This is a genomic window from Nitratireductor luteus (assembly GCF_026162365.1).
In the GTDB taxonomy this organism is placed as follows: Bacteria; Pseudomonadota; Alphaproteobacteria; order Rhizobiales; family Rhizobiaceae; genus Chelativorans; species Chelativorans luteus.
Genome location: NZ_JAOANW010000001.1, coordinates 224,447 through 237,124, shown reverse-complemented (window position 1 = coordinate 237,124; position 12,678 = coordinate 224,447). Strand labels below are relative to the sequence as shown.

Sequence of the window (12,678 nt, the reverse complement as noted above, 5' to 3'; positions counted from 1 at the left end):
AAGGCCGAGATGAAGATTCTGGTGATCGAAGACGACAGCGAAGCTGCCAGCTTTGTGAAGAAGGCCTTCGCCGAGGCCGGCCATACCACCGATGTCGCGCCCGACGGAGAGACGGGTTTCACGCTGGCGCAAACAGGCAGTTACGACGTCCTGGTGGTGGATCGCATGCTCCCGCGCCGCGACGGCCTTTCCGTCATTTCCGAGTTACGCGCCGGCGGCGATACGACGCCGGCGCTGGTTCTTTCCGCGCTTGGGGAGGTCGACGACCGGGTAACCGGGTTGCGGGCAGGTGGCGACGATTATCTGACCAAGCCTTACGCCTTTTCCGAACTGCTGGCCCGTGTGGAGGTACTCAGACGCCGGGTCGGCGCGAAGGAGATCGAGACCGTCTACAAGGTGGGCGATCTGGAGCTAGACCGTCTTTCGCATTCGGTCAGGCGCGGCGGACAGGACATCACGCTGCAGCCCCGCGAATTCCGCCTTCTGGAATATCTCATGCGCCATGCAGGCCAGGTCGTAACGCGCACGATGCTGCTTGAAAATGTGTGGGACTATCATTTCGACCCGCAGACCAACGTCATCGACGTCCACATCTCACGCCTGCGCGGCAAGATCGAGCGTGGCTTCGAGACGCCCGTGCTCCACACGGTGCGCGGGGCCGGCTACATGCTGAAAGCGGGCTAGGCCTTGGCTTCCATGCCCGCCATCATGCGAACGACGGCGGCGCGGCTCTCCGCGCTATATCTGATATTGTTCGCAATCTGCGCTGTTTTTCTCGTCGTCTACATGACCTCGCTGTCGGTTCGCATGCTGACGGCGCAAACCCGGGACGCCATTCACGAAGAGGTAGCCAGCCTCGATCTGGCATATCAGCGGGGCGGCCTACCGCGGCTGGTGCGGGTGATGGAGATGCGCGCGCGCCAACCGGGCGCCAACCTTTATCTTATCGCCGATGCCACCGGCTCGATCCTGGGCGGCAACGTCGAAAGCCTGGAGCCGGGTGTTCTGGATACGACCGGCTGGACCACCCGGCCCTTCGCCTATCAGCGCTACGGCGAGACACGTTCGCAGCAGGACGGCGGGCGGTCGCCTGGACCTCACGATGCGGTCGCCCAGGTATTGCGGCTGCCGAATGGCATGATCCTCCTGGTGGGGCGCGATCTCGGCGAGCCTGAGAAATTTCGCAAGGTGGTGCGCCGGTCCCTGATGGCCGCGCTCGGCATGATGGGTTTCGGGGCCTTTCTCATCTGGTTTTTCGTCGGCCGCCATGCTCTCAAGCGCATCGACAGTGTGTCCGAGGCGAGCAACGAGATCATGGGCGGCGATCTTACCCGCCGGCTGCCGGTGACGGGCGCGGGCGACGAGTTCGACCGCCTGTCGGAAAACCTCAATTCCATGCTCGACCGCATTGCCGCTCTCAACGAGGGGCTTAGGCAGGTTTCGGATAACATCGCTCACGATCTGAAAACGCCGTTGACGCGCCTGCGCAACCGTGCCGACGCCGCTTTGAGCGGCGATGCGGATGATGCGGCTTGCCGCGAGGCACTGGAGCAGACGATCGCCGAATCGGATCAGCTCATCCGCACCTTCAACGCCATCCTCATGATCTCCAGGCTGGAGGCCGGATACTCGGCCGAGTCCACGCAGACAATTGAACTCGATGCCACCCTTGCCGATGTGGTCGAACTCTATGAGCCGCTCGCCGAGGAGCAGGGCGTTGTCCTGGTGGGCACGACGAAGGAAGCGCTGCGTATCGAAGGCAATCGCGAACTGATCGGCCAGGCGCTATCGAACATCGTCGACAATGCCATCAAATATTCGGCCAGAGCCGACGAAGAACCTGCCGGGGAAGCACCGCGCGTTACGGTATCGCTCGAACGGTCGAAGCAAGAGGCCCGGCTCGTCGTCACCGATAACGGCCCGGGAATACCGGCCAGCGACCGGGAGCGCGCAACGGAGCGTTTCGTCCGTCTCGAAGCCAGCCGCACCCAGCCCGGTTCTGGCCTTGGTCTCAGCCTTGCCAAGGCCGTCATGAAATTCCACGGCGGTCGGCTGGAACTTTCCGGGGGCGACCGGGGGCTTTCGGTTGCGATGGTCTTCCCGTTAGGCAAGACTGCGTGAATGGAAGGGACACAGAACAGGCAAGCGCGACGAACCGGCTGGTTTTCCATCCCGCCGCGACAGTTGTTCGTGCTCGATGAAGAGCACGCGCGCGACGAAACGAGGACGCTTGCCGAAAATGCCGAGGAGCAGGACTGCCCACGTCTGGCGCAGTTGCTGGCGGAAGACGGGCCGTCCACCCGTTTCCTTGGCGCTGTCTTCGATCTTTCGCCCTATCTCCGCGATTGTGCACGACGAGACCCGCAGGCGCTCGAACATCTGTTCGACCAGACACTGGAAGAGCGGCTGGCGGCGCTGACGGCCGCGATCGAAGCCGCGCCCTTCGCCGAGGAGAACTCCGAGGGTGCCATGATGGCGCTGCTGCGCCGCCTGAAGCGCGAGGGGCATTTTCTCATTGGACTGGGCGCCATGTCGGGCGAGGCCGGTGCGGAAAAGACTGTCGAGCGGCTGAGCACGCTCGCGTGTATCTGTGTCCGCGCCGCCGTCGACTTTCTGCTTCTCGATGCCCACCGCCAGGGCAAGCTGGCGCTGCCTGATCCCGCGCGTCCTTCACAGGGCTGTGGCTGGATCGTGCTGGCCATGGGCAAGCTTGGCGCAGGCGAACTCAATTTCTCGTCGGACATCGATCTCATCGTCCTGATCGATCCCAACGCGCCTGCTATAACCGATCCGGTCGATGCGCCGGACGTTTTCGTGCGCCTGACCCGCCGGCTCGTGCGCCTGCTGCAGGACCGCACCGAGGACGGCTACGTCTTCCGGACCGACCTGCGCCTGCGCCCGGATCCAGGCTCCACCCCGCTGGCCATTCCCGTCGAGGCGGCGCTCCACTACTACGAAAGCCGCGGCCAGAACTGGGAGCGGGCCGCGATGATCAAGGCGCGGGCCATCGCCGGCGATATCGCGGCGGGAGAGAATTTCCTGCGCGAACTCCAGCCCTATGTCTGGCGCAAATACCTGGACTATGCGGCGATTGCCGACGTTCATTCCATCAAGCGCCAGATCCACGCCCACAAGGGCCATGGCGAAGTGACCGTGCGCGGCCACAACGTGAAGCTCGGGCGCGGCGGTATCCGCGAGATCGAATTCTTCGTGCAGACCCAGCAGCTTATCGCCGGCGGTCGCTTTCCCGAATTGCGCGGGCGCGGGACCGTGGAAATGCTCGGGCAATTGTCGGAGCTTGGCTGGATCGACGAGGAAGCGGCCAGCGGCCTTGCCGAGCAATACTGGTTCCTGCGCGACGTCGAGCATGCGATCCAGATGGTGGACGACGAGCAGACACACATCCTGCCCGAAGACGATGAAGGGCTCGACCGTATCGGCCGCATGCTCGGAATGGCCGACGGCAAGGTTTTCGCGGAGGCTTTCCGCAAGGCGCTGCATTTGGTCGAAAGGCATTATGCGGCTCTGTTCGAAACCGCCCCGCAGCTCTCGCGCGGCGTCGGAAACCTCGTCTTCACCGGCGATGGCGACGATCCAGGCACGCTGGAAACCTTATCCGGGCTCGGCTTCGAACGCGCCAGCGACATCGGGCGTGTCATTCGCGGCTGGCATTTCGGGCGCTATCGCGCCACCCAATCCGCTGAGGCCCGCGAGCGGCTGACCGAGCTCACGCCGGCGCTGCTGGAGGCCTTCGGGCGGACCCGCCGGGCCGACGAAGCGCTCCTGCGTTTTGACGAGTTTCTCTCGGGGCTGCCCGCCGGCATCCAGCTCTTCTCGCTGCTTCAGTCGAACCCGCGCCTGCTTGAACTGCTTGCCACCATCATGGGCGCTGCGCCGCGCCTTGCCGCCATCATCACGCGTCGTCCTCATGTCTTCGATGGATTGCTCGATCCTCATCTTCTCTCCGAGCTCCCCAACAGGGCTTACCTTTCGGAACGGCTGGAAACCTTTCTGGCCGGCGGCCGCGCTTTCGAGGAAGTGCTCGACCGGCTGAGGATTTTCGCTGCCGAACAGAAATTCCTGATCGGCATGCGCCTTCTCACCGGCGGCATCGACGCCGAGCGTGCCGGAAAGGCGTTCTCCGATCTTGCGGATCTCACCATCGCCGCTGCCTTCGATGCCGTCTCGGAGGAATTCGCCCTCACACACGGGCGGGTGCCAGGCGGGCGCGCGGCCATCCTCGGCATGGGAAAGCTGGGCAGCCGGGAACTGACCGCCGGCTCCGATGTGGATCTCATCCTGCTCTATGATCACTCTGCCGACATCGAGGAATCGGACGGCGGCAGGCCGCTGGCGCCCTCGCAATACTACGCCCGTCTGACCCAGCGCCTCATCTCCGCCGTATCGGCGCCGACTGCCGAGGGCGTGCTTTACGAACTCGATCTGCGCCTGCGCCCGTCTGGCAACAAGGGGCCGGTCGCCACCCATATCGAGGCTTTCCGCAAATATCAGCGCTCCGACGCCTGGACCTGGGAGCACATGGCGCTCACCCGCGCCCGGCCGATAGGCGGTGACGAAAGCCTGTGCGGTCAGGTGAGCGACGAGGTCGAGCAGATCATCGGAATGCAACGCGATATGCCTACACTCCGCAAGGATGCGGTGAAGATGCGGCATCTCATCGAAGAAGAAAAGCCGCCCCGTGACATCTGGGACCTCAAGCTCATACCGGGCGGCATCATCGATCTCGAGTTCGTCGCCCAGATATCTGTCCTGTCCGGAAAATGCACCGCCGAACCCCGCCCAACCCGCACCGACACGATCCTGGCCAACCTTGCCCCGGACTTCGCCGATCGGCAGACGAGCGACGATCTCGTCGCCGCCCACCGCCTCTATATGTCGCTGACCCAGATCGTGCGGCTTTGCCTCACCGGTCCGCTCGATCCCGACGATGTGCCGCCGGGGTTGGCAGACCTCATCCTGCGTACCGCCGATCTTCCTGAACTTTCAGTTCTCGAAGCCCATGTGAAGGAGACCGCGGCGCAGGTCCGGGCGCATTTCGAGCGGCTGCTGTGCCCGTAATTTTCGCTTCCCTTCAGGCCGCCTTGGCCTCGTCCGCGACGGGTATCCTGACCGATACGATCGTGCCGACGCCCTGCGTCGAGCGGATCTTGAGCGTGCCGCCGTGCAGCTCGGTCAGCGAGCGCGAGATTGCAAGGCCGAGGCCGGAACCCGTATGGTTCTTGGAGAACTGATTCTGCACCTGCTCGAACGGGCGGCCCAGTTTCCTTAGCGCGTCGCGCGGGATGCCGCAGCCCGAATCCTCGATGGTCAGGACTACCGCCTTCGAGGTCCGCCGCGCCCGCAGCGTTATGTGCCCGCCTTCGCCGGTGAACTTGACTGCGTTGGATAGGAGGTTGATGACCACCTGCTTGATGGCGCGGCGATCGGCATAAAGCGAGATGGAATCGGGTATCCTCGTGTGCACCTCGATCTGCTTCTTGTCCGCCTGCAGCGCCACCACCCGCACCGTCTCGCGGATGAGCGGGCAAAGGTCGATACGCTCCCTGTCGACGGAAAACTGGCCCGCCTCGATCTTCGACATATCGAGAATGTCGTTGATGACGCCCAGCAGGTAAGTGCCGCTCGAATAGATGTCGCCGACATATTCGTCGTAGCGATCCGAGCCCAGTGGGCCGAAAAGCCCCTGCTGCATCAACTCCGAGAATCCTATGATGGCGTTGAGCGGGGTGCGCAGCTCGTGGGACATATTGGCGAGGAACTCGGACTTCGCCCTGTTGGCCGCCTCGGCGCGCTCGGTCTCGCGCATGTATTTTCGGTTGAGTTCGACCAGCTCGCGCGCGCGCTCCTGCTCCGCTCGCCGCGCCACGCTCAGATCGTGGATCGTCGCCATCAGCCGCCGCTCGCTGTCGACCAGCTTTTCCTGATGCTGCTTGAGCTGGCTGATATCCGTGCCGACCGACACCGTGCCGCCATCGCGGGTTTTCAGTTCCGTCACCTGCAGCCAGCGCCCGTTTGCAAGCTGGCGCTCGAAGGTGACGCCGGCGCGGGGGTCGGCCGACCCTGCCAGACGCCGCTCCGAGCGGATCGAGTTCATTCGCGCCTCGATGTCGCTGCGCCGCACGCCAGGTACGATCTCGGCCGGCTCCAGCCCGGTATATTGCTGGTACTTCGTGTTGCACATCACCAGCCGTTCCGCCGAGTCCCAGAGCACGAAGGATTCGGTGATGTTCTCGATCGCCGTGCGCAGCCGCTGGTCCGCCACCTCCGATTGCTGGACCAGCGTGCGCTGCTCCGTCACGTCGACGGCGATGCCGATGAGGTGGATTTCCTGCGAGTCGGGATCGACGACTTGCGCGCGGGCGCGCATCCAGACCCAGTTTCCGTTGGCATGCCGCATGCGGAAGACCTGGTCGATCTGGTCCGTCTCGCGTGCCACGATGCGGTTGGCCAACTCGAAAAGGTCGCCATCGTCGGGATGGATGATCGCCGCGACATCGCCGAAGGACAGCATGATGTCCGCCGCCTCGTAGCCCAGCATCTCATACATGGATCGCGACCAGTACATCTTGCCGCGCCCCATGTCCCAGTCCCACAGGCCGCATTTGCCGCGCACCAGCGCCAGGTCGATGCGCTGGTGAGCCTCCAGATAGATGCGGTCCGCCGCCTGCGCCCGCGCCGCCTGGCTGAAATAGGCATAGAGGATCGCCATAAGCACGCCGGCTGTCAGAACGAACAGGGTCGCGTTGAGTGAGACGGATTTGCGCCATTTGCCGAAGACTGCGTCACGCGAGGCCAGCGCCACCGCCGCGCCGCCGCCTTCCATCAAATTGATGGCCGCCATCCAGTCGGCACTGCCTATCTGCACATCCAGCACGCCGGCGCGCTCGCCGAACATGAACAGCGGCTGGCCGCCGGAGAAAACCGTTTCCAGGTTCCTCCCATCCAAATCATGCCCGCGCTGCGAGGAGGCGACGACCTTGAACCGGTCGTCCGTCACCGCCAGCACCCAGCCGCCGCCTGCCGCCAGGTGGCGATTGGCGGCGTCGATCAGCCGCGTCGCCTCGCGCGGCTCCAGGGGATCGGCGCCCGAACTCTGCGCGATCGACATGGTCTGCGCCAGGTTCGAAGCGGTGATCGCCAGCACGGTCTTGATGTCGCGTTCGATGTCGTCGCGCCAGTTCATCAGCGAGAACGCCCGGGCCGCCGCAATGATCAGCAAAAAAATGACGATGAGTATGGGGATCGCGCGCCGCAGATAGGGTTCGATGGCGAGGAGCTGTTCATAGGCCGGCGCGGCGATGATCTTGGCATTGCCGGCGACACTCGTGCCGCCTCCCTGCCGCCTGCGCCAGCGCGCAAATATGCCCCCCGCAGGCATGGCCGCCCACGGCTCCGCCTTCGCCATCCGAAGGGCTCCTCGTATTGTTTCCCCGATGATTCGCTAAACCGCACCTGCGAATCATCCATAAAGAATCAGAGGTGATTCGCCTTGTCCAGAGCCCAGCAGAAAAGTTGATAAATGCTTACCGCCGAATCAGGCGAGCGTACGTTCCACGATGTCGCGCAGATCGCGCGACAACTCCTTCTCCTGGGCGATGGTCGCCAGCGCCTCGCGTGCATGTTCCTGGCGCTTTTTCTCGAGCGATCTCCACGATCTGAAGGCGATGGCCAGCCGTGCCGCAAGCTGGGGATTATCCTTCTCGATCGCCAACACCGTCTCGGCCAGGAACCGGTATCCCTCGCCGTCGGCGCGGTGAAAGCCGGTCTGATTGGCGCTGGCGAAGGTGCCTATGAGCGCCCGCACCCGGTTGGGGTTGGCGAGCGAGAAGGCCTCGTGCGCCATCATCTCGCGTACCTGCTCCACCGTGTCGGGACCCGGTGTGGTGGCTTGGACCATGAACCATTTGTCGAGCACGAGCGGGTTGCCGCGGTAGCGTTCCTCGAATTGGGAAAGGGCCAGTGCGGTCTGCCGGGCATGCGGAAACTGGTGAGCGAGAACGGTGAGCGCGGCAGCCATCGCCGTCATGTTGTCCGCCGTCTCGAATTGTCGCGTCGCATACCGGGGCGTGTCGGCGCCGGCGCTCAGATAATCGAGAAGCACGTTGCGCAATGCCCGCCGGCCGGCGCTCGCGGCATCGGGCGTGAACGGCTCGCCGCTATCGAGCGCTTCATGGATATCGCCGAAGGTGCCGGCACACTTCTTCCCGATGGCCTTTCGCAGCCCGGAAATGGCGGCATGGATGGCATCGGGATCGATCCCGCTGCCGATCTCCCGCGCAATGTCGGCCTCCGCCGGCAGCGTCAGAGCCTGCGCGCGATACGCGGCCTCCAGCGTTTCGTCGGATGCGATCTCGGCCGGATAGGCAAGCAATTCGCCAGGAAATTCCGGCTCCTTGCCGCCCCTGATACGCTGTGTCGCCTCTATAAGGGCCTCCGTGAAAAGCGTATTCAGCGACTGCCAGCGCGAGAACAGGTCGTTGTCGTGCCGGGCCAGGAACATGCGGTCCTCGGCGGAAGCTTCCAGCGAAAGCGTCACCGGCGCGGAAAAACCGCGATTGAGCGAGACCACAGGCCGCGCCCCGATGCCTTTGAAGCGGATCACATGCTTGCGCTTACGCAGATGGATCACACCATCCTCGACATTGGCGCCGTCGACGCCGTCGAAATCCATCTCCTCGCCGTTCGGCCCCACCAGCCCGAAGGCCAGCGGGATATGCATCAGGCGTTTGCGCGCCTCCGATGGGGTAGGAGGCACGCTCTGCTCGATCTCCAGCGTGAATTCCCGCGTACGGCCGTCATAGCGGCCGCTGGCGGTTATGCTCGGCGTGCCGGCCTGGTGATACCAGAGCGCGAATTGCGCCAGGTCCACGCCCGACACATCCTCGAAGCAGCGCACGAAATCCTCGATCGTGACCGCCTCACCGTCATGACGCTCGAAATAAAGGTCCATGCCCGCCCGGAACTTGTCCGCCCCCAGCAGCGTGCGGATCATGCGCACGACCTCGGAACCTTTTTCGTAGACGGTGGCCGTGTAGAAATTATTGATCTCCCGGTAGCGCCGGGGCCTTACGGGGTGAGCGAGCGGGCCCTGGTCTTCCGGGAACTGATGCGCCCGCAGTGTTCTTACCTCGGCGATGCGCTTCACCGCCCGCGAACGCTGGTCGGCAGAGAATTCATGATCGCGGTAAACCGTCAGCCCTTCCTTCAGGCAAAGCTGGAACCAGTCGCGGCAAGTGATTCTGTTTCCAGTCCAATTATGGAAGTACTCATGGGCGATGATGGCTTCGATATTGGCGAAGTCCATGTCCGTGGCCGTCTCCGGATCGGCGAGCACGTATTTGTCGTTGAAGACGTTGAGACCCTTGTTCTCCATCGCGCCCATGTTGAAGTCGGAGACGGCGACGATGTTGAAGACGTCGAGATCGTATTCCCGGCCGAAGCGTTCCTCGTCCCAGCGCATTGAGCGTTTGAGCGCATCTATCGCATAGGCTGCGCGCGGCTCCTTGCCGTGCTCCACATAGATGGCCAGCGCCACTTCGCGGCCGGATGCGGTGGTGAAGGTGTCGTGCACCGCCCCGAGGTCGCCCGCCACCAGCGCGAAGAGATAGGACGGCTTGGGGTGTGGGTCATCCCAGACCGCGAAATGCCGGCTGTCGTCGAGTTCTCCGTTATTCGTCGGATTGCCGTTGGAAAGCAGCAGCGGTGCCGTCTTCCTGTCGGCCTCGATGCGAACCCGGTAGACACTCAATACGTCCGGCCGGTCGAGGAAATAGGTGATGCGGCGAAAGCCTTCGGCCTCGCATTGCGTGCAGAAAACGCCATTCGAGACATAGAGCCCCATCAACGCCTTGTTCGCCGAAGGATTTGTGCGTGTCACAAGCGTCAGTTCGAACCGCCTTGCCGAAGGTGTCTTGCGCAGAACAAGGCTGTCTTCGGTCGCTTCGTAGTCCGTTTCGGCGACCGGCGCGCCGTCGATCAACAGGTTTTCGAGCGTCAGTCCGTCGCCGTCCAGGATCAGCGGTTTGTTCGCCGCAACACCGCCCCGCCTTTCCACCGTCAGCCGCGCCTCGATCCTGGTATCGGTGGGATCGAGCTGGAATACCAGGTCGGTCTGGGGAATGAGGTAGTCGCTCGGGCTGTAGTCCTCGAGACGGAACACCTGGCCGGTATCGGTGCGCATTCAACATACTCCGGAAGGGTCCAGGCAACTTGCGCGATGCTGGACCAACAAAATCGACTGTGGCTCTTTACACGATGGAGCGGGTCGACAAAACTGACATCATCTCTATGTCTTCATTCGTCTCCATTTTCACGGGCAAGGAACTCGGTATGACGGTTCTCACACCGAAATTCGGCATGGGCGCATCCGTGCTGCGCAAGGAAGACCAGAACTTCATCACCGGCAAGGGACGCTACACGGACGATGTAGCGGTCGAAGATGTGCTGCATGCCCATGTGCTGCGCTCGCCCATGGCGAAGGCGAAGTTCACCATCGGCTCCCTTGACGCGGCAAGGGCCGCGCCCGGCGTGCACCTGGTGCTCACCGGTGCCGATACAGCCCATCTGGGGAACCTGAAATCCGGCGCGATGCAGAAGCAGCCGGACGGCAAGTTTGCGCCCACCAAGGACATTCCGATCCTGTGCCGTGAGCGGGTGCAGTATGTCGGCGACGCCATCGCCTTCATCGTGGCCGACAGCCGCAGCCAGGCACAGGACGCCGCCGAGCTGATAGAGATCGACTTCGAGGACGAGGAACCGGCCGTCGATACGGCAGCCGCGCTGGACGATGGTGCCCCGCTGGTCTGGCCGGATCTGGGCAGCAACCGCGCCTTTCTCTATCATGTCGGCGACAAGGCGAAGTCGGAAGCCGCGTTCGCCAAGGCGGACCGCGTGGTCGAGACCTCCTTCAAGAACAACCGCCTCGTTTCCAACTACATGGAGCCGCGCGCGGCGCTGGCCGAATGGGATGCGGCGAGCGAGCACTTCACGCTGACCACCGGCTCTCAGGGCGTGCACTCCATGCAGGAGATCCTGGCGAAGCAGGTCTTCGGAATCCGCAAGGACAAGCTGCGGGTGATCACGCCGGATGTGGGCGGCGGCTTCGGCCCCAAGACCTTCGTCTATCGTGAATATGCGCTGGTGATGGAGGCTGCCAAACGCCTCGGCAGGCCCGTCAAGTGGACCGGCGACCGCACCGAGCACTTCATGACCGACGCGCAGGGCCGCGACAACGTCGTCAAGGCCGAGATGGCACTCGACAAGGACGGCCGTTTCCTTGCGCTCCGCGTCAATCTCATCGCCAATATGGGCGCCTATATCTCGCAATATGGCCCCTTCATTCCCTTCGTCGGCGTGTCCATGTCGACAGGCGTCTACGACATCCGGGCGCTCGACGTGACCATCGACGGCGTCTACACCAACACCTGTCCGGTCGACGCCTATCGCGGGGCCGGACGGCCGGAGGCGGCCTTTCTCCTGGAAAAGCTGGTCGACGAATGCGCCCGCCAGACCGGCCTTGGCCGCGATGAGATCCGGCGCCGCAATTTCATAAGGCCTGAGCAGTTCCCCTATACCACCCAGACCGGCCGCAAATACGATGTGGGCGAGTTCGAGGGGCACATGAGTTTGTGCATGGAGCGCGCCGGCTGGGCCGATTTCGACAAGCGGGCGGAGGAGGCGGCCCGGCGCGGCAGGATCCGCGGCATCGGCATGGCGACCTATATCGAGGCCTGCGCCTTCGCCGGCTCCGAGCCCGCCCATGTCACGCTCAACGGCGACGGCACGGTGACGCTGGCCATCGGCACCCAGTCGAACGGTCAGGGCCACGCCACGGCCTATGCCCAGTTCGTCGCCGAGAAGCTCAATATCGACATCGACAGGATCACCGTCCATCAGGGTGATACGAACGTCCTGGACAAGGGTGGCGGCACGGGCGGCTCCCGGTCCATCCCCCTGGGCGGCGTGTCGGCGTCCCGTGCCGGCGAGGACCTTGCCGAAAAGATCAGGAAGATCGCCGCCGACGAGTTGGAAGCCTCCGCCGCCGACATTGAACTGGCAGACGGCACTGCCCGGATCGTCGGCACCGACCGGAGCCTTGATTTCTCGGCCATCGCCAAGGCTGCCAGGCAGCCGGACGACCTCAAGGGCTTCGGCGAGTTCGTGCAGGACGAGGCAACCTATCCCAACGGCACCCATATCTGCGAGGTGGAGATCGACCCGGCCACCGGTGGAACGCTACCGGTCGGCTACTGGATCGTCGACGATTTCGGCGCGACGGTGAACCCGGTTCTCCTGGCCGGGCAGGTTCATGGCGGTGTTGCCCAGGGTGCCGGCCAGGCGCTGACCGAAGACACAGTCTATTCCGAGGACGGTCAGCTCGTCACCGCGACCTTCATGGATTACGGGATGCCGCGCGCGGACCTTTTTCCCGACATCCATTTCGAAACCCGCAACGTGCCCTCGACCACCAATGCCATGGGCATCAAGGGCGCAGGCGAAGCCGGCACCATCGGCTCTACACCCGCCGTCCACAATGCGGTCGTCGATGCCCTCTGGCGCGCATACGGCATCAACCATATTGAGATGCCGGCAACACCGTTGCGCATATGGAGCGCCATCCAGGAGGCTTCGGGAGAAGGGTGAACGCGGATTTGTCCA

6 protein-coding genes are annotated in these 12,678 nt (G+C 63.6%); 4 read left to right on the top strand and 2 right to left on the bottom strand.

Annotation, left to right across the window (positions count from 1 at the left end):
* The first annotated feature begins 9 nt into the window (after nucleotides 1-9).
* The 3 genes from N1058_RS01200 to N1058_RS01190 are packed head-to-tail and all read left to right on the top strand — an operon-like array spanning nucleotide 10 to nucleotide 5,079.
* A complete protein-coding gene (locus N1058_RS01200) occupies nucleotides 10-684 on the top strand; it encodes a response regulator transcription factor (RefSeq protein ID WP_265515652.1) in 675 nt (224 codons plus the stop codon).
* 12 nt (nucleotides 685-696) lie between these two features.
* Complete coding sequence (locus N1058_RS01195; protein ID WP_265515903.1) at nucleotides 697-2,121, top strand: sensor histidine kinase; 1,425 nt, start codon at nucleotides 697-699, stop codon at nucleotides 2,119-2,121.
* Complete coding sequence (locus N1058_RS01190; RefSeq protein ID WP_265515651.1) at nucleotides 2,122-5,079, top strand: bifunctional [glutamine synthetase] adenylyltransferase/[glutamine synthetase]-adenylyl-L-tyrosine phosphorylase; 2,958 nt, start codon at nucleotides 2,122-2,124, stop codon at nucleotides 5,077-5,079.
* 13 nt (nucleotides 5,080-5,092) lie between these two features.
* On the opposite strand, the gene N1058_RS01185 is transcribed toward N1058_RS01190, so the two are convergent.
* Together N1058_RS01185 and pepN are read right to left on the bottom strand one after the other, a co-directional pair.
* On the bottom strand, nucleotides 5,093-7,426 hold the full coding sequence (locus N1058_RS01185; RefSeq protein WP_265515650.1) for a PAS domain-containing sensor histidine kinase: 2,334 nt from the start codon (nucleotides 7,424-7,426) through the stop codon (nucleotides 5,093-5,095).
* Between the two features lie 129 nt (nucleotides 7,427-7,555).
* Entirely contained in the window at nucleotides 7,556-10,201 is a 2,646-nt protein-coding gene (pepN, locus tag N1058_RS01180; protein WP_265515649.1) for an aminopeptidase N, read from the bottom strand.
* Nucleotides 10,202-10,350: 149 nt separating this feature from the next.
* Between pepN and N1058_RS01175 the strand changes: the two genes are divergently transcribed.
* On the top strand, nucleotides 10,351-12,663 hold the full coding sequence (locus N1058_RS01175; protein WP_265515648.1) for a xanthine dehydrogenase family protein molybdopterin-binding subunit: 2,313 nt from the start codon (nucleotides 10,351-10,353) through the stop codon (nucleotides 12,661-12,663).
* Nucleotides 12,664-12,678 lie beyond the last annotated feature (15 nt).

Bases quoted from the DNA above. Each gene is read 5' to 3' on its own strand.
- N1058_RS01200 (WP_265515652.1), top strand. From the start codon at position 10: ATGAAGATTCTGGTGATCGAAGACGACAGCGAAGCTGCCAGCTTTGTG.
- N1058_RS01195 (WP_265515903.1), top strand. From the start codon at position 697: ATGCCCGCCATCATGCGAACGACGGCGGCGCGGCTCTCCGCGCTATAT.
- N1058_RS01190 (WP_265515651.1), top strand. From the start codon at position 2,122: ATGGAAGGGACACAGAACAGGCAAGCGCGACGAACCGGCTGGTTTTCC.
- N1058_RS01185 (WP_265515650.1), bottom strand. From the start codon at position 7,426: ATGGCGAAGGCGGAGCCGTGGGCGGCCATGCCTGCGGGGGGCATATTT.
- pepN (WP_265515649.1), bottom strand. From the start codon at position 10,201: ATGCGCACCGATACCGGCCAGGTGTTCCGTCTCGAGGACTACAGCCCG.
- N1058_RS01175 (WP_265515648.1), top strand. From the start codon at position 10,351: ATGACGGTTCTCACACCGAAATTCGGCATGGGCGCATCCGTGCTGCGC.